Origin of the sequence: Serratia sp. 3ACOL1, assembly GCF_003668775.1 — a bacterium.
Lineage (GTDB): Bacteria > Pseudomonadota > Gammaproteobacteria > Enterobacterales > Enterobacteriaceae > Chania > Chania fonticola.
This window is the reverse complement of record NZ_CP033055.1, coordinates 5178241-5197670: the sequence shown is the minus strand read 5'-3', so window position 1 is coordinate 5197670 and position 19430 is coordinate 5178241. Positions and strand designations below refer to the sequence as shown.

Genomic DNA, 19430 nt, shown 5'->3' with positions numbered 1-19430 from the left:
GAGGTACTTTTCAACTGGAGTAGCAAATACAGGTAAAGATGATACCAAAGCAAGCTTTATTATCAGTTACAAGTAGTTGATAAAGGCCACAAAATAAATCATAACTTTACCGACACTATGAAAATAGTATAACTGGTTGAATAACAACTCTCAAACTTAATGAGACAAGATAAAGCCTAAAGTGGAAAGCGCCCTTCCTCTTAATAGCATTATGAAAAACTGAAACTAGTTAATCTCATTTCAAATTAACTAGAAAATCGCGTGAAACCAAACAAAATCACATAATATACCATAAGGACGAAAATGAAAAAATAATAAAAATTCAAAATCAATGAAATTATACTATGCCTTTTTATTCGCAAACCAAATAAAAACACCATCTGTAATGTTAGTATTATTGCCAGAGAATAAAAACTCTACCTAAAGGAACGTAGGAGAATCATGATGCCAACTATTTACATCATAAATAATGCTGTAGAATTCAATGCCAAAGAAAGAACGTTAACCTCACTTGATGATTCGAGTAATAAAGTACTTCTGTATGTTCCTGCAGCACGCTGTTTGATGCTACTACTCAAAAACAGAGACATAATATTAGATAAAGACATCTTTTTTAACGAGGTATGGAACAAAAATGGTGTACATGTCACCGCAAACACTTTTTACCAAAATATATCTATACTCCGTAGGGGTTTTATAAAATTAGGCTTAGGAAATGAAGTTGTTAATACAATCCCCAGAAAAGGATTGCAACTGAGCAAGTTTCTAGATATTAAAGAAATAACTGAAGGAGATAAGGAAGAGAACAACCAAAAGCAACCACCTGAAATAAAAATTGAAAATCAGGTATCAATACAGAGGACTAATAAAACAAACAGATTAACATTGCTGTTTATTTTATTGACGGCTATTATTACGATATATTTCATAATTGAAGGCAACATGAAAAATCAAAGTGATTTTTTCATGAAGTATAAGTATGCGAAAAATATAGGAGAATGCAGGATTTATACTGATAACATGATGACAAAGGTCGATGAATCAGAGAAATACATAAGAATCAATGATAAATCTTGCAAAGAATACAAATTTAATTACTTGACAAGACACCAATTCTCGCAAAGAGTATCAATAATAAGATGTAACAAAGAAATTAGGGACGAAGACACTGATTGTATATCTGAATACCACATCATTACAACCCCAGACTAATAAACACCTGGGGTTCCTATAAGCCCGATTGAGATTGATATGAAGCACACCTTAAAATGACTACTAAAACATAAGGTTAGATAATGGTACATATTTTGAATACGCCTATCGCCGCAACTGTACCAAATAAAAACTCAAACAGCAACCAGGTTACAATCTAAGTATCTTGGAGAAAAGCTGAGTCACATTATCTACACCTAGCTTTCTCATGATTTTTATTTTATGAGCACTGATTGTTTTTACGCTCTTAGAACAATCTATAGCAATTTGCGAAATACTTCTACCACTCAACAAGTGGAATAATGTTTCTCTCTCCTTGATGGTAAGCAAGTTAAGATCATCAAGTTCCATCTTATTCTTTGAATTCAATATAGTTAGTATCTTCGGACTTAGTGTTTCATATCCTCTCAATGCCTTATCTAATTGTAATTCAATAATACCACACTCCTCTTGAGAGGAGATTATTGAACAACTATACTCACGAATAATTGGTGATATTTCATTTCGGTCAGTACATGAAGTAAAAATTATCACATCTGAAATTAACTCATTAACTTCAGATAAGAAATCACTTGTTGTATTAGTTGCTGAATTATCAACAACAGGAATATCACAAATGACCGAACTAACGGTATTTTTTTTAAGAAAAGCTAACAGCTCCACAGTGGTACTTGTAGAGTAATTAACACTCGCACCCAACCCAGCGAGAACCGATTTAATTCCTAACACTGTTATTGGACAATTATTCATTAAAGCTATACTAGTCATGCTTCGCACCGAGGCCTTATTTATATAATTACGTATAAAATGAAAATCTGTTTAACACACCGCCAAGAGCAGAAAACTCACTATTATTATTTATATTAAGTCGTTTCATTATACTTGTTTTTTGAGTAGATATGGTCTTTATGTTACGTCCATTTTTTTTAGCTATATCTGTAACTCTTTTACCTTCGAGCAAGTCGAAAACCAAGTTGGTTTCAGCCGGAGTCAATAACGCAGGTACCTTCCAGTCCATTTGCTCCAAAACATAAGGACCGAATCTTCTTTCTTTATTCATAATAGAAAAGAAAATATCAAGAAAAACGCTACTACTCTCTTTATAGAACATAACTCCATTGATGCCCAACGAGGCAATAAGTGCGTATAACTTGGCGTTTAAAACATCAGAGAATAATAAAACAGGTATACCTGAGCTCGATATTTTCCATGCCTTCTTTATAGAGTCCAACGTGTTACCACACTCTTTCGAAATGGATAGAATAACTAATGCAATCGTTCTGTCAGTTTCATTGCCAATATCCCACACGTTATTAATATTAACTACCGTATAATCCCCCCCATTAACCGACTCGAGTGTACTACGCACACCAAATGCATTGACTGGCGTCAAGTCAGTTAAAATAATATTTTTTTTAGATAAATTAAAAGCATTCATAAAACCACCAAGCGAGAATATAGAAATGCGTATCAAATACGCACCTAAATGTATGATATCGTATAGACCATCGTGCTATTGGCCGTGCCTGGAGTAACATTACCTTGCGTTTGATAATATCTTACTGAAAAAGGGATACTTATTTCTGATCCACTTACTGGGAATGAACCAATCTGCCAGGGAGTCCCAAGCTTAACTGGATTTTCGGTGCCGCCAAATAGTATTTGCAATGCCACACCTTGTGCATTATCGGTATTTGGAGACAATGACAACAATCCCGAAACTCCCCCACCCTGAGGGCTTGCACCATCCAATTGTAACATAATTTTAAAAGCACTCATTATTTCCGTATCACAGAGCAAACTAATATTAAACCCCTTAGATTTACTATTAGAACCGACACCAGAACCAAAACCACTCTTTTTATTTATGGTTGTTTTATCCAAAGAAACAGTGAAAGATGCTGGACCTTTTATCTTACAGGTTTCAGTTGTATAAACTACACTGTTAGGATTTTGCATTATGAATATTGCACTATCTGTAGGATATGCCGTAGCTCCTCCCATAGAAAAAAGGTCTACACTTTTTGCAATAATAGCTGATTGTGAACTGTTAGACGTTTTGATAATTTGAACGTCAACAGTAAACGTGTTTTTAGGCCAATATCCACTTGTTGACCCTCCTCCGACGGCTGTCTTGTCGTTAATTGAAACACCAGAGGAAATTGTTTGGGCAGCACTACCATTACTCCCATTAAAATTAACATTTAACGTTAACCCATATCCCAAAGCCTGAGAAAGATCTTTTCTCTTGAAATATATCACCTGCGCTTTGTCCGTAAGCTTATTTAAGCTACAGGATGTTGTAAACTCATATGTTTTACTGAAAAGCACGGTACCAATTGGTATTCCTGGCGTAACTTTTATTGCCGGCGTATCAATGCCAAGGGAAAACAGAGCATTCCTCCCGTCAGCCGCTCTGCAGACTAAATCCGCATAGACAGAAGTATTCCCCAAAAAAAACAAAATAATCACAAGAGATGCTCTTACGCATATCAATTTAAAATTTAACGTTTTCATTATTATTTTACACCGTTATTATTCATTAAAGATTTAATCCTAAAATTTAAAAAAGAAACCGCAGTAAAATCTTACAAGCACTTACTGTTAATGCTTAATATATTAGCCACCTTTGCTTTATCACCATTATTACTCTTCGGTACGCTAACCTTAAATGTACAGCGTTCTTGCTTCCCCTTCCCCCACGCAACGTTTAATTGAGATACTGCAACTGGTAAGCGGGCATAAATCGTGCCCCCCTGAGCAACAGTTCCAACAGTATTTCCTTTTTCGTCCCTTACTGCCGCGCCAAGAGGAAGTTCTTTCCCATTTGTACCAATATTTATCAGTACAGGACGCCCAACCGACGTGCGATATCTCAACCGGACAACCGATCCGGAACGTGGTATCACCTGTTGCCGCGTGTTTTGTAATTCCACATCCATAGGTAAGCCTTTTGGATCCAGAGAGATTTCATTCAAACGATAAGAGTTCAAATAAGGTACCAAAGCATTACCGCTATTATTGATAATAACACCCGAATACCCTTCAACTTTAGCACCTTCGGCATTAGGTGCGCTAATAATGGCTAATGTATCAGAGCTGTATGGGCTTGCAGTGATACTATCTGAAAGTACGACAACAGACCCTGTTGCCCCGGTTGAGACTGAACGATAATTTTTACCCTGACCATAGGATCCTTGCAAGGAACTGTAAGGCGAACGGTAAACCCCTGAAACACTCCCGGCGCTATTATTATTTTCATCTCTGCCGGCGGCCAGATTATAGTTAAACTGGTCATCACTCCCCAACATGCCATTAATACTTGCCTGGCTATTTAATCCGTTAGATGTACGGCCAAGATTCATATTCAGATTTGGTGAGTTTCCTCCTGAACCTAATGGAGCAGTGAAAGTGACTAAATACTGAGTTTCTTGATCGCCACCAACGTTTCTTAAGCGGTTTGCTGAGATTGAATAAGATAACCGCCCAAAATTATTGCTGTAACCAATTTGGTACTGCTTATCATTACCACTTTGATTCCAATAGTTCTGACTAAAACCACTGACATATAACTGCCCCAGACCTTCAGAGAAAGACTGACTTGCAGTTAGCGATAGTCTATTACGCGGGCGCTGAAGGGTTAAAGCCGCGTCATCATTATTATAACGATAATGGTCGCTAAACAGCATCGCATTTTTTAGATCCAGATAGCCAGATGATGAGAAACGATATGCAGCAATGGATACGCTACTGCCGGTTTCCGCAAACATCTTACTGAAAGTCGCTCTATAACTGCTACCCTGGTTCGTATTGCCTCCTGCTGAAGCTCTGGCATGAGTAACATCCAGGGCTAGCGCACCAAACTGGGTACCTATCGCTGCACCGACTAAACCAGCGCTATAATCTCCGGTTCCTAAAAAGCCCGTATAACCCGTTAAGCTATTTGCCAGCCCATGTTGGAGTGTTACTTGTGCAACTCTTGGCGTATAAGAGATATTTAAATCCCTGATAGTACCTATAGCAGCATTGTATTGTGTCATTCCAGGACGAAGTAGCTGCGGTACAGAAGCATAAGGAACGCTGAACGTAGTTTGACGCCCATCGGCTTCTGTGACTTTAACCTTTAAATCGCCACCATAGCCTGTTGGGTACAAATCATTAATTACGAAAGCCCCAGGCGGCACGGTCGTATCATAAAGGACTGCACCACTTTGTTCGATAGTGACGCGTGCGTTGGTCTGTGCAACTCCACGCACCACGGGTGCATAGCCTCGCTGGGAGTCGGGCAACATTTTATCGATGGTGTTAAGAGCAACACCGCGAAAACCAAATGTGTCGAACAGCTCACCTGAAGTAAATGCATCACCAACCGTTAATCTGGCTTTGAGCGGGGTTATATCATGCTCAACATAATTTCGTATGCTGTTATAGTCCCTACGATCATTTTTCTGCCAGGTTAAGGATCCGCTGTGACGAAACATCCAACCAGCCAGGTTATAACCGACGTTAGTGCCACCATAAAATGATTGAGACTCTTTGCCATTGGCTACTGATTCATAATAGTTCGTATTATAGCCTAATAATAGTGCATTAGCTCCGTCGTCCCACATGGCAGGATCAACAGAGCCGCGAGCCGTTTGCAGCAAGTCGGCCTGAGGTATTTGTATATCAAGACGCATTTCTGTACTGTCAAAATGAACTTTTGCCGCGGTAGTTAGCTTTCCCAGCTCATAATAGTCATCCGAGGAATTCAACTCATTGAAAGCCTTAGTGTTTAATGCACTCGATTTGATCCCAATTTTATTAAACAATCCCTTATTGATGAGAACCTTCGGTTTCCCCTCTATTAAAATGACGGGGACTGATTCCAGACCAATAAATTTCTCATTGAGATATGTCTCAGCTCGATATTCTCCTGGCTCTAACTGGTTGCCATACTCAAAACGCGCCACATCAACTTCATTACCAGCTGCCTGCATAAGGAAACCAGGGTCAAAAACGGCCTTCGCAGAACGACTCCCATCCTGAACCTCTTGAGCGATAACATTATGGGATTGAAGAGAAATCGCTGAAGTGATAGCAACCTTCCAAAAGCTGCCATTCACTTTTCTCACGCTTAAACAATCACGTATTATTATTAATAAACTTCTCATAATTATCACCCGGTAAAAATCCCTATTTCCATGGTAAAGAAAATAAAAATAAAGTTATCAATTTGATTATTTAATGGCTACTAAAACCCATTAATATAAGAATCGGATACCGCCACTCCGCCAAAATCGGTTATCGCCTTATAGGTTAGTTTACTACCAGCTAAAACCCCGGTAAGTGGAGCGCTTTTAAATACTTTAATTTCCCTAGGGGCTAGCATTTCACCTTCAGTAGTATTGATTTTTTTACCATTAACTGAAATTTCTACGCCTGCAATATTGACATAGTAGGCCGACGGGTTTTTACCCTGTAATTGCCTATCTTTAGTCAATGACCATTGTACATTCTTCAAGGCTTCACTGGCTCCGTCAGCATCAAGAGAGCCAGGTCTGAAGAATATTTTTATACGAGAACGTATGGCCATCTGAAGCGTATTTTGGCCTGAATTTGCATTCTTAGGTGGTATGTCTAATATATTCAGAAAATAAACCGACTCTTTATCCTCTGGTAAAGTGCCTCCAGTATAGCTGATGCGTAAGGTTTGACCTTTATTGGGTTCAATCCTGAAAACAGGAGGTATCAAAACAAAAGGCACCTTGATTTTATTTATTGGTGTATTAGTATTGCCGTCATCAATCCAGGCCTGTATTAAAGAGGGGAGTTCTCCATCATTTTTCAACTGAACTGTCACCTCCCTTTCACCCTGAGGATAAATAACTCTGGTACCAAGCGTAACTACGTTTGCGAAGACAGACTTAGATAGAACAATAATCGTCACAAACAACAATATATTAATACGGGAGAATGTTTTACTCATGGAATCCGCCGGGGAAATTAACTTTACTATTTTTACACTCAATTAAATAAAAACACAAGAAGTATAAAACCTCTTGTGTTTCAAAAGTATTATAAACTAATTACAGGTAGTTGATAGAATAGGTTACTGAAGTATCAACATCACCAGCTTCAACTTTACCGGTAGCAAAGTATTGGGCAGCATAAGTCAATGTGCCATTACCAGCAGTCAGTTTTACCATTTTACCCGTAGTCTGGGATGTATCACCCGCTTTCAATACTTTACCATCGGCATCCATCAGCTGAACCTGAACGTTGGCTGCAGTACCGTTGTTTTTCAGGTTACCGGTAATAGAATCCACGTTTGTACCGGCTTCGAAGAAGGCCAGAACAGAGTCAGCAGTACCGCTACAGTTGCTCAAAATCATGTTGAAATTAGTTGAACCAGCAACCTTGTTTTTCTCTGCAAGCAGATTAGCAGAGACTTTTGGCAGGTTTACGGTTGCATCTTTATTTGCACCATTAATGCTTACATTACAGGTTGAGCTGTCAATCAAGCCTTTGAAGGTGATGGTACCGTCTGATGCATTTGCGGTAGAAGCAAAGAAAGTCATAGCAGCGGTCAATGATGCAGCGATAATTGTTTTGTTCATAATTAATACCTTTTCCTTAAAGTTTTAATATAAACAGAAATATTAATATTCCTGTTATTTAAACGTAGAACACGTTTATTACTTGAGTTTATTTGCTACTGCGGCAACACCAAGGACACCTGCAAGTCCTGCTGATGCGGCACTAAATAAGGCAACTGCAGCAACAATACCCGCGGCTACTGTCATCCCAATACCAATAGCTTGCCCAATATGGCTACTACCGGATAAAGAACCATCAGGAACAAACCAAGACCCAGGTTCGCTAGGTTTGCTTGTTGAATGTGTTACCTTATTAATAAAACTCATAATATTAGACGGTGACCACCATGCTGCACCAGCAACCGCTTCAATTTCGTTAACGCTTAATTCGCGCATTACAATCGATCCTTAATGAACTTCATCACTCGAGTTTATTTTCGAATAAATGATGATAATACCGTGATCACCGAATTAATCATTGGGTACATAATGTTTCCGATGGCACCAGAAATGGTTTTACCTATAACTGTACCATTTAGTGGATTCTTTTCACTGCGCAGGAAATTATAGAACCCCTTGGCAGAATCCAAGAAATTAAATGCACCACCAGAAACGGTTGTTAATTCTGCTGTTTTAAGTTCTCGCATATTAAATTCTCTAAATCTCCCTGATGTATACCTATCACATCAAGGAGATTAATTATAATTTACTTAGACTTTAGGGAAAATAGAGCCCTGGCCTAGCCATTCTTCAGTTGAGGAGTTAACTGCTGAGATTGTTTTATCCCAGTCATTAGTGAAACCGTAGATAGCCCCCTGCATAGCGCCAAACACGCCACCCAGGACAACACCAACTAATGCACTGATAACACCAACACCAAGAATACCGCCAGTACTACCACCCGCAACACCTACTTTCATCATACCTGTAGTTGCAACACCGAAAGCACCTACTGCTGCTGCTGCAATACGAGAGAAGAAGCCAGCACCAGAAACCATTTCGACTTCCATGATGTTAAGTTCACGCATTTTTAAATCTCCATATTTAAGTTATTTTAGTTACAATTTTGATACTACACGATGTCGCTTTATGAAAAAGCCATAATAGATTAAAACCTGAAGCAGTTGTAATCCATGACCGCCATTATATGTGTATTTCCCATGAGGTATATCAGTAAAAATCCATACTGCCTGTTATTTAGCTAGAGAATCATCCATAAATGACTCATGGTTTTTATCATAGAATAACTCACTAACTTTCCCCTTATTTAATAGAAAAACGCGATCCGCACTGCGAATGGTTTCTGGCCTATGCGCAATGATCACTCGCGTTATCGGCATTGCTTTAATTTCCTGATTTATTAACCTTTCACGCTCGACATCAAGATGGCTTGAAGCTTCGTCTAGCACTAACAAATCAGGTTGCCTATAAAGAGCCCTGGCTAGCAACACCCGCTGATTCTGGCCACCAGATAAGGATGAGCCCATATCACCGACAAGACTCTGATATGCCATTGGCATAGCCATGATATCCTCATGAATTTGAGCTAATTGTGCAACTTTTTCAATCAAGGCCTGATCTGGTTTAGTATCAAAGAAACAAATATTATCAGCAATAGAACCCGCAAAAAGTATGTCATCTTGCATAACGCAACCAATACGCTCTCTGTGCAGTTGCATACCTTGTTTACGAATATCAATGCCGTCGACCTCGATACTACCAGCCTCGGGTTTCAATAAACCAAGCAACAACTTGGCCAACGTGGTTTTACCTTGCCCTGATGGCCCAATGATGGCGACCGACTCCCCCGGATTTATAGTGAAGGAACACTCATCAATCACCAGAGGTTCAGTCTCTGCATAACGGAAGCTCAATGCTTTAATATCAAGCCCAGGTCCAGGTGATTCACCATCTTGGGCTGGTACCGCAATTGTCGCTTCCATATCCTCTTCTTTATCGGTTAGTACAATGTCAGCCAATCGCTCACCATGTAGACGAAGCATTCTAAAGTCGATGAGAGCATCGATTAACCCTGATGCGCGCCCGATGAATTGATCGGCAAAACTGACAAATGCGGTTAACATCCCTACAGAGAAATTGCCATCAAGAACTTCTCTGGCGGCTAGCCAGATTAAAACAACCCTTCCGATCCCACTGATAACCCCCTGAAGGGCACTGAAACCAATAGATAAACGTTGAATTACAATCCCTTTGTTGGTTGTTTCAACGACGGCGTTTGCATAGGATGTTAAACGGACCTCTTGCTTATTATTAAGTTTTACAGCTTGTACACCACGAATAGATTCAAGCAATATTGATTGTGCACGTGCACCGGTAATAATTTGGTCTTCATTTGCCTGTCGGAACGGACGAAATGACACTAGGCGAATGATTGCATAAGCCACAAAAAGGCCTATAACAATCCACGTTAATGTGGTGTTATAAACAAACAGCAGTGCTAGCGTGGCGAAAGCCATGATGCCATCAAGTATGGTACTGATAAATCGACTCGTTAAGGTGCTTTGAATTGTACCAATTGACCCAAACCTGGAAACGATGTCTCCCACATGCCGTGTTTCGAAATACGCCATCGGCAAACCTAATAAACGAGAGAAAACGTTAGCAGTCCATTGAACACTGAGTAAACTCGAAAACCATGTCGTCACCCAGGAGCGTATGACAGAGATTGCGGTCTGCATAACAACTACGCATATGAATCCGATTCCCAGCAGAGTCAGTAAATCACGGTCTGCTGAAACCAGGACCTGATCCATGACCCATTGCATATAGAATGGCCCAAGGATTGCGAAGAGTTCCATCGCCACAGATAAAATAAAGATTTGGGCAAAAGCAGAACGGATGCCAATTACGCTACCAATCAGCGTAAGCATGGATACCGTCTGTTTTTCTTCGATCTTCTTAAAGTTTGCGGTGGGCATTAACTCAAGTGCAACCCCGGTGAAGCATCGGGATACTTCATCCATTGGTACATCACGGATCCCGCGAGCAGGGTCATGAATAGTGATCTTATTTTTGGATACACTCTTTAACACCACAAAGTGGTTTAACTCCCAGTGTAAGATACAAGGGCGGCGTAATTTGACTAATTCATCCATCTCAAGTCGTAATGCGCGTCCCGCCAGGCCTAGTTGATGTGCTACCAACATCACGTCAGCCAACGTTGCGCCTTTTAATGACGTTGAAAAACGTCTACGCAGAGTGACCAAATCAATAGAATGTCCGAAGTAGTTGGAAATCATCCCTATGCAGGCCAGCCCACACTCTGTGGCCTGGGTCTGTTGCATCATAGGTAAACGCCTGCCCCAGCCAAAATTTAGCGCATTTAAAAAACTCATTCCTAGTGTTCCTTTAAAAACTGAAAGTAATACTTATTTCTTCAACTCTATGAAGCAGAGCGTCGCCCTAATGCGTAAAGGGGTTCCAGAACCCATTCAATTAATCGACGGTTATCAATCAGGAAGTCAGCCTCAAGTGCAATACCTGGTTTAAGATGCTCTTTTTTTCCGTAGACAAGAATATCTTGCTTATCCAATTCGACGACTACGCGATAATGTTGTTCACGAACCTCATTATTCCCAGTCAAAGTAGCCACCTCCTGAGGAGACAGGGCCGTACGGGATACCTCAGCCACACGACCATACTGTTGGCCGAATTTTTGATAGGGATATGCCTGATAACGCAACACAACCCTCTGACCTGCTTGGATAAATCCAATTGAACGGCTACTAACCATCATTCTCGCCTGTAACTTGCCATTTTCTGGCAATAGGGAAACGACAGATTGCCCGGCATTGACAATTTGCCCTTGTTTGGTAAGAACTGCGCCAACAACACTATCTTGCGGGGCCTGTAAAACAACGGAGCGACGCGATTCGTTTTCTGCCAGTTGCTGATCTATGTTCGATAACTTGCTTTGCATATCATGCCGCTGATTCAATGCATTAAGCGGTTGTTCGCGTAACTGTTGATATGTCTGAGCAATCTGTTGCTGCAAATCCAACTGCTGCCGAGTGGTCTCCTGGAGACGAGTGTCCGTATCCAACAAATTGGTTTCCTGCTGCTCCACTTGAGTATTAGAGGCGTAACCTTCCTTTTGCATCTGTTGGATTTTATCGAGCTGAACGCGGGCAAGTTCTATCTGCCTTATACGCTGTTTTCGTTGCATCTCGGTTTGCTTAAGCTGAGATTGCAAAAGTGCCAAGCGCTCTTTAAGGCCGAGTATCGCCTCCTTATTGAGCGTATCCAATGCGGCTAGATCGGCTTGCAATCGGCTTCGCTGCATTTCCAATTGGTCCGCAACCATGTGGCGTGTCCGTCCAAGGGAAGTGGCAACTTCGGAGGATATCTCCATTAAAGGCTGCCCTTTATGAACGCTCTCCCCTTCAGTGACAGATAAGTTAACAACCGTTCCCGATACCGGGGGGGAAACAGTAAGTATTCCGCCTATCGGGAGTAACTCCCCCACGGCAGTTTCTCTTTTTGTATAACTTCCAAAAACGAAAAAAAGTGCTATTGAAACGGTAATCAAAGCTACAATACTAATGACAAGCCAGCGATACGGCGGGCAATAGAGCGCCACTGCCCCAATCATTTTTGTTCGGTTAGATTCCAGTGCTTCCTTTCTGAATAATGACTCACTCATTACAATTCATCCATTTTTTGTTTGTTGCCAGTATCTTTACTATAATCTGAACAATTAAATTCAGACAGTTGTTCATAATTGAGCCTTCCGGAAACATGGGACAACTCCAGTATAGATGTTAAGTATTTAAATCTAGCCTCTGATATAGCCCGAAGTGATTCATAATAATTTTGTTGAGCAGTTAGTTCATCGACAATAGTGCGCAGACCTAATTCGTGGCCATACTGTGTAGAGTTAACTTTATTCTTGGCAGAAATAGCAGCTTTTTGCTGCGCTCGCAATAATGCTAAGCCATTAGTGATCCCTAAATATGCCGACCGTGCATCTTGCTTTACCTTTCGTTGGGTATCTTGCAGGTTATTTTTGGCTTGTTCTCGTCGATATAATGCCTCCCTAGATTGAGATAATTGTCCTCCCCCCTGGAAAATTGGCATGGATACATTGATACCTACCATCGTGTTACGTGTCTTAGAGGTTGTGCCAAAAACCTCATCTAACGCATTTTCCCCTTCACCACGACTCCAGTTCCCTCCATATGAGCCCTGCAAGGAGACAACAGGCAGATGGGCACTCGTTGCCGCGAGTACATCGGTATCGGCCTTTTTTAGCTGAAACTGGGCAGTCCGCACGTCTAAGTTATTTTTTACTGCCTCATCCATCACAACTTTAAGATCGGTTGGAATATTCGAACTAACGCACGAGGAATTAATCGGCCTAATTTCATCCGCACTAAGGCCAGTCAAACGCTGATAGAGACCATTTGCAACTTCAAGGTCGTTACGATTAGCAATTTCTTTTGCCGAGGCTGCATCATAATTTGCCTGTGCTTCATCGACATCAGTACGTGTACTGTCACCTAGGCGCAGGGCTGCTTTAGCTTGTCCTAACTGCTTTCCAAAAGCCTGTGAGGCAGCACGCGTTGCTTGGAGCACTTCTCGCTGATATAGAACCTGGAAAAAAGCATCTGAAACATCGACAATCAGCTTTTGTTGTGCGGCATAAAACTCCACGTCAGCCATATCAGCAATCACCATTCCTTGCTTTAGTGCCGCAATTCTAGACATGTCAAATAAAGGTTGCGTAATGTTAAGTCCATAACTATGACGTTTGACTTCCGCACCATATGAAGCATGGGGTTGATCTTGTTTCGTATAACTTGATTCTACTCCAATACTGGGTAATAGACCTGCAACGCCTTGGTCAAACTTTTCATTACCTGCTTCTTTTGAGAAACGGGCTGCATTAATCCCTGCATCGTAAGTGGATGCCGCATTTACAGCCTCTTGCAAGGTTGTAGCATAAGCATGGCCTACAGATGAAAAAAGCAGTAACGCAATGATAGATTTATAATAATGTTCAAACATCTTCACACTCAATAATAATTAATAAATATTAAATCAAACCGTTTTCATACGCATATCGAATGAGATCGGTATTGGTAGATATACCCAACCGACGCATCGCGTTGTATTTTTGGGTTGAAATAGTGCTTATACTTCTATTCTGACGATCGGCAATTGATGCGAGCGTATAACCAGAAGAGAATAGTCGAATAACCTCAAGCTCTCTAGGTGTTAGCACCGGGCTTTTTTTAAGAAAGTAATCTTTCGGTCGAAGTATCTCATAAGCACTCGATGATAAAAATTTTTCATTATATTTCATCACATGATCGCATGCCCTGATAATTTCTTCTACGCTGTCAGCTTTACTGACAATAGCATCAACGCCATAATCCAAAGTTTTGCTAAGGATTGCGGAGTTCCTTTGAGAGGTCAAAAGGATCAATTTTACCCTTGGTGCCTCAGCATGGATCATCTTTATTTTTGAGAATCCATCTAACATCGCTTCATTGTGGTCGGATGCAAAATCAGTGATCGCGATATCAGTCGGGGCTTCTGACAACCTGGCTAACAAATCTTTCCCAGCATTTGATTTATACAGTAATTCATATGCATCCTGCTGTGAAAATATTGCCGACAAGGAGTTCAATACATGGGGGTGATCGTCGGATACGGCAACAGTTTTCTTTCTCATATACATCAAACTCTCATTATGAAAAAATGATTATTAACATACAAATGAGTAGTTAATTTCCCTAAATTACATACTGTCAAATTCTTCTCGATATAGTTGCAAACAAACGCAAATACCAGGAATTATCTTACTAACCAAAATCTACAGCATTAACACCAAGTTAAAAAAATGATTTCTCGCATTAAGTGATAGTTAAGATTGTTAAGATTTTTAAAACTGAGGGTTTCGTTCAAATTATGAGTCATAGCAGCTTTCCTGCATTGATTTTTGCACGCTTGTGCTTATGCGCTCCGCGGTTAATCGCCCATATAGCCCCTAGTTACTACAAAATAAAACAGCTAACAAACTGATTTTATTAGTTATTTTACAATTTCTGTTGAAAGATGAGTTAATAGATACAATGGATAGGGCATACTTTTCTATGAGGGCCACGGCGACTTTTCATACAACCCAATCTTTTTGCGAGCAAAACGCATAATTCGAGTTCATTATGTCAGTTTGTTAAATACAATACGCTTAGTGAAAGTTAAATGCTTAACCCTTAGCACTTCCGAGCTATAGCTGTTTCAGCCGTCGCAAGATATCATCCCGACTGTGAAAAGGCTTGACATCGCCAACAAACTCGCGGCAGACTCATAACGAATAGATAGGCCAAATACACTACCGGTTCTGCTGTTGTCTGTTTACCAAAGTCTGTGCTCAGGAGCCTTGTTGCCGACAAAGTTCCACGGTTAATCTACTTCGCAGATAACTACCACATCTGCATGAGCGACTGAGCGGCATGTTGTAGCGAAGATGCACATGTTATGAACACTCTCAGCAAAACTTTGGCTATCTGCGTCAAGAGTGAATCGCCAACGATTTTAGCGAAGCATAATTAATCTCAAAGTCAACAATTCATAATTTTACAAGGATAATGCAGTTGTCGCATATAATAATAAATTGACAATGGTTGGCTAAAAAGGTACGGGACAAGAATACAATCGCAAAAATTATGAAAAGTGAAAGTTATTTCCAGCAGAGCCCTTCATGTTGCGGTAGATGAAGTGTAATACTTCAGTAAAAAGACACCATACCTATATTTATCAGTAAGTTAAAAACACAACAATGCGTGTTCTTTTGGTATGGATTTATATGACTTATTATGGATTTTTTATGATTTTAAACTCACGCCAATTTAACCATAATGAGCCAATATCAAATGGTAGCAACCAATGTTTTAAAATTAGTTTGAAAAAGTTATCCTCTGATAGAGTCACTTTAACAAGGTTACTAAAAAAACTCAATTTAACCTAGGTCAGCTGGTACAGAGTTGAACGCATTTTGTAATCTATGAATAAATTTCCATTTTTAAAAAAATATTATTCTAGTTGATAGCATTTCGATGCGAATACAGAAGTAGAACTTCCCCCCCAGTTATCCTTGTCAGATTTACTCAAATAATATATAATGGCAGGAATAATCTGATGGGATTTTTAAGATGCATTACGAGATAGATGACAGCGTTGGTTTTGAGCCTGTAAGCGGGTTACTATGGCTCATTAGCACACCTGACAGTCGTATAACGTTACCTAGATTTGCATCTCAACTGTTGGAAATATTGATAATGAAGAACGATCAGTCCCTCAGTAGAGAGCATCTATTGGATATTATATGGCATAATAATGGCCTAACTGCATCAAGTAACAATCTTAATAATTATATATCTATTATTCGTCGCTCTCTTTCATCTATCGGATTGAATAATATAATCATTACCATTCCTAAGCATGGCTTTAGCTTTCATGCAAAAAACATCATTAAAGTTGAAACCCCACTTGTCATTTCACATGAAGAAATTACAGACATAAATAACACTCAAGATGAATGCGAACCACATTATATAGAAGCGCCGTTAGGAATATATAAAAGCAGAAGTGCCACGGTTAAACTGAAATGGATTTCGTTTATATCATGCTTGATAAGCTTGTTGTTAATTGCATTATATGCATATTACCCATATTACTTAGGCATGCCAAAGTCTGCAATGGAGAAATACCAAGGTAAATATGAAAATTGTGAGGTCTATGCAATCTGGAACGGACAGCGTACTTTTTATTCAATGGATAGTATATCTACTGAAATAAAAGATCTTGTTGATAAAAAAATAATAAGTTGCAGACTGGAGTCAAAGATATATTTATATAAAAGCTCTGCATCTGACGAACTTCCCTTTGCTTCACATAGAGTCGTAATTTCGCAATGTCCAAATGATAAGCAAGCTATATGCAGAAATGTTCATAAAGATATTATCAGTGACAATTGATAATACAACTTCACTGCAAAGATAAATTTTATATTTAACTGATAACCTCCTGTCTATTTTCATAAGAGTCGATAATAAATAAATCAAACCAAGTATATCATTTACATAACGGCATTGTAATCTGATTATTTTTCCACTTTGAGTAATATGAAACTCAGTACTACTTTACATCAGAAAAAGTTGATATTGTAATTAAAATGGATTTATTATGATTGGTAATAGAGTTTTCTTTGTATTGTTAAAACGAGTATCGCTGCGTATTAAAATTATTTGCGCTATTTTTCTTCTGTTCATCTTATTATTACCAATTACATTAAAATGCTTTAATAAAAACAAACCAATAATGTGTGACTCTAGCTTTATTATTTATAAAGATGATATATACATCAAACTATTTATTAAATACTACATATTTAGTGATGATGGCTTTGTTAATCTAACTGGAAGTATGTTTAAATCAGATAAATTTATAAGAAATATAAGCTTGAAAGTTATTTTTGATTATACAAGAAAAGGAAATAGCTTTTATTTACATTCTACAAATGTAGACTCATCATTGCTTAATGATCCTGACTCCATTCCAATTAAAAATTACCTACCTTTATTTTATCTAGTAAATAACACTAACTGGTCAATTGAAATATTAAAGCAGGAAGCTAATCACTTCATATTTCTCTCCGATAGCACACCATCATTTTTATGTTTTAATAGAAATTAATTCTATAGCATTAGTTTTCTATAGACTTATTTTTTTACGAGTTATTCAATGAATACAAAAAGTCTCTTTACTTTACACAAAAAATTTATCTGGATAACTAGATTTCCAGACATAAGTCACATTCTGAGAGTTATGGCTGAGAAACTCCAATACGGGGAGTGCTGTTAGTCACCTTCCCGCTAAGTGGGTATAACTTGATCAAACGCGATGCACTGCAACTGAAGAAACGTTAGATGATTAACCCATATCACAGAAATTTCAATACATATTATATGTAGTAGCAGCCAACATTTTTTGTTAAATCTCACGAAGTCGAAGTGTTTGCTCAGCATTGATTGAATTTTACAGTACTAAACACCATAAATATCAGCAAGATATGGATATTTGATATCTATGACATTTATTAATATAAGACTATTCCAATTTTCTATTTTCAATATATAATACTAATAGTCACCTCACTAAACTTCATTCTTATGGAATAATTCATGATTAAGATTGATCTCAAAGTCGTCTATTTCTCAGTGCCTATCATTACACTTATCATTGGCTCTCTTGCTACTTTTCTCATTCCAAAAAAAGCAACATTTTCGTGTGATAGTGATGTCTCATATTTTGAGAATGAACAGTTAAAACGTAGTTTACAGTTGTCTTTATATTTATTTAATGATAAAACCGGATCATTAGATTTATACGGGCATGTTAATGACGCGGCAAAAAAAACCACAACTAAAATAGCACGCAGATTAAACTTTAATTACATGGAACAAAATGGAATATTTTTTATAGAACATACCAGCACTGATAAATATAACAATGATAACACTGAGCAAGGTAAATTACCTGAATTCATTAGTAGTTCAAAGCAGATTGTCCACATAGAAAAGTTAAACTCAACTGACTATTTGATATATGACAAAGTATCACCAGCGTTTGTTTGTAGAAAGTCTTCCTCAAACTAATTCCTGGTAAAATCTTATTGCTTTTATTTACTGAGTCCAGGAAAAATTATTTTACCGGAGTGGTTTAACCTCCTGTCTTCGCGCACTACCGTAACTTTGTTGAATAAATCAAACTTCTGACGTCAATCAAGATAAGATCACCACGTTCCTTAGCCTGTAGCGATATCCATTGGCAAAACAAAAATTTGAAATCAACAACTGGGTGGCCAACAACAAGGATCTCATCAATCGTGGTTCGCTGACATTCTGGCTTGATGAGTCGGCCATCCAGACCTGGAACGACGAGCCAAAAACATCTTCACGAAGGCGCCCACAACATTATTCTGCGTTAGCTATTCCCACTGTACTGACGCTCAAACGCGTCTTTCGCCTCACGCCAGGTGCAGCTCAGGGCTTCATTGATTCCATTTTTACGCTAATGAAGCTCCCGCTTCGTTACCCGGATTATTCCTGCGTCAGCAGACGGGGCAAGTCCATCTGCACCCCGTTGAAAACCCTACGCGCGGCGAGATAGCCCATCTCGTTATCAACTCTACCGGATTGAAAGTTTCCGGTGAAGGCGAGTCGAAGGTGGCAAAAAATGACCAAGAAAAGCGCCACGTCTGGCGAAAACTGCACCTGGCTGTGAACGCCGATACTAAGATTATTGCCGGAGGATTTCCAACCATTTTTTGCCAGATGCTTTCCAACATATGGTCCCTACTTAGAGATTTTAGATTTTCAGCACTTAAAACATCAAGCAAGTTACTTGCAAATCGGAGTAAAGTAATAATTTCTTCAGGTGATTCAATAGCCCAAAGAGCCCCCTCAAGCGGCCTGAATGGTACAGTGTCATTGATCTCTTAGAACATTTTTATACCTAAGGCTTTGAATATAATTAGCAGTATAGCCATTCAGTGTTAAATAGGGATTATTTAGGCGACAGATGTACTACATGTTAACAGCTAAGAACATGATA

At 39.1% G+C, this 19430-nt stretch carries 17 protein-coding genes and 1 pseudogene; 5 read left to right on the top strand and 13 right to left on the bottom strand.

Annotated elements, in window-relative coordinates; genetic code table 11:
• Positions 1-441 precede the first annotated feature (441 nt).
• Complete coding sequence (locus D9980_RS23600; protein WP_121608591.1) at positions 442-1212, top strand: hypothetical protein; 771 nt, start codon at positions 442-444, stop codon at positions 1210-1212.
• A 150-nt stretch (positions 1213-1362) separates the two neighbouring features.
• On the opposite strand, the gene D9980_RS23595 is transcribed toward D9980_RS23600, so the two are convergent.
• The 13 genes from D9980_RS23595 to D9980_RS23545 form a co-directional block, all read right to left on the bottom strand.
• Entirely contained in the window at positions 1363-1980 is a 618-nt protein-coding gene (locus tag D9980_RS23595) for a LuxR C-terminal-related transcriptional regulator (protein WP_121608590.1), read from the bottom strand.
• A 28-nt stretch (positions 1981-2008) separates the two neighbouring features.
• Positions 2009-2650, bottom strand: coding sequence for a LuxR C-terminal-related transcriptional regulator (locus D9980_RS23590; protein WP_121608589.1), 642 nt, complete (start codon positions 2648-2650; stop codon positions 2009-2011).
• 44 nt (positions 2651-2694) lie between these two features.
• Positions 2695-3729, bottom strand: a complete 1035-nt coding sequence (locus D9980_RS23585) for a fimbrial protein (RefSeq protein WP_121608588.1) — start codon at positions 3727-3729, stop codon at positions 2695-2697.
• A gap of 71 nt (positions 3730-3800) precedes the next feature.
• Entirely contained in the window at positions 3801-6365 is a 2565-nt protein-coding gene (locus D9980_RS23580) for a fimbria/pilus outer membrane usher protein (RefSeq protein ID WP_121608587.1), read from the bottom strand.
• Positions 6366-6445: 80 nt separating this feature from the next.
• Positions 6446-7180: a fimbria/pilus periplasmic chaperone gene (locus D9980_RS23575; RefSeq protein ID WP_121608586.1), complete on the bottom strand. Its 735-nt coding sequence runs from the start codon at positions 7178-7180 to the stop codon at positions 6446-6448.
• Positions 7181-7280: 100 nt separating this feature from the next.
• A complete protein-coding gene (locus D9980_RS23570; protein WP_121608585.1) occupies positions 7281-7811 on the bottom strand; it encodes a fimbrial protein in 531 nt (176 codons plus the stop codon).
• Between the two features lie 78 nt (positions 7812-7889).
• Complete coding sequence (locus tag D9980_RS26775) at positions 7890-8186, bottom strand: hypothetical protein (RefSeq protein WP_162304316.1); 297 nt, start codon at positions 8184-8186, stop codon at positions 7890-7892.
• 35 nt (positions 8187-8221) lie between these two features.
• The gene (locus D9980_RS26770) at positions 8222-8437 is read right to left on the bottom strand and encodes a hypothetical protein (RefSeq protein ID WP_162304315.1); all 216 of its coding nucleotides are present in this window, start codon (positions 8435-8437) and stop codon (positions 8222-8224) included.
• A gap of 63 nt (positions 8438-8500) precedes the next feature.
• Complete coding sequence (locus D9980_RS23565; RefSeq protein ID WP_121608584.1) at positions 8501-8818, bottom strand: hypothetical protein; 318 nt, start codon at positions 8816-8818, stop codon at positions 8501-8503.
• Between the two features lie 165 nt (positions 8819-8983).
• Entirely contained in the window at positions 8984-11146 is a 2163-nt protein-coding gene (locus D9980_RS23560) for a peptidase domain-containing ABC transporter (RefSeq protein WP_121608583.1), read from the bottom strand.
• A 47-nt stretch (positions 11147-11193) separates the two neighbouring features.
• Positions 11194-12453 (bottom strand): HlyD family secretion protein, encoded by a 1260-nt coding sequence (locus D9980_RS23555; RefSeq protein ID WP_121608582.1) that lies wholly within the window; start codon positions 12451-12453, stop codon positions 11194-11196.
• Positions 12453-13817, bottom strand: a complete 1365-nt coding sequence (locus D9980_RS23550) for a TolC family outer membrane protein (RefSeq protein ID WP_121608581.1) — start codon at positions 13815-13817, stop codon at positions 12453-12455. Before D9980_RS23550 ends, D9980_RS23555 begins: the two co-directional genes overlap by 1 nt.
• A gap of 28 nt (positions 13818-13845) precedes the next feature.
• Positions 13846-14487 (bottom strand): response regulator transcription factor, encoded by a 642-nt coding sequence (locus D9980_RS23545; RefSeq protein ID WP_230326732.1) that lies wholly within the window; start codon positions 14485-14487, stop codon positions 13846-13848.
• 1606 nt (positions 14488-16093) lie between these two features.
• Here D9980_RS23545 and D9980_RS23540 point away from each other — a divergent pair.
• From D9980_RS23540 to D9980_RS23530, 4 genes and pseudogenes are all read left to right on the top strand, one after another.
• Positions 16094-16792, top strand: coding sequence for a winged helix-turn-helix domain-containing protein (locus D9980_RS23540; RefSeq protein ID WP_238393664.1), 699 nt, complete (start codon positions 16094-16096; stop codon positions 16790-16792).
• 208 nt (positions 16793-17000) lie between these two features.
• Positions 17001-17510: a hypothetical protein gene (locus tag D9980_RS26765; RefSeq protein ID WP_162304314.1), complete on the top strand. Its 510-nt coding sequence runs from the start codon at positions 17001-17003 to the stop codon at positions 17508-17510.
• 488 nt (positions 17511-17998) lie between these two features.
• On the top strand, positions 17999-18472 hold the full coding sequence (locus D9980_RS23535) for a hypothetical protein (RefSeq protein WP_121608578.1): 474 nt from the start codon (positions 17999-18001) through the stop codon (positions 18470-18472).
• A gap of 169 nt (positions 18473-18641) precedes the next feature.
• Positions 18642-19111: pseudogene (locus tag D9980_RS23530) on the top strand (IS5 family transposase); the annotation flags it as partial.
• Positions 19112-19430 lie beyond the last annotated feature (319 nt).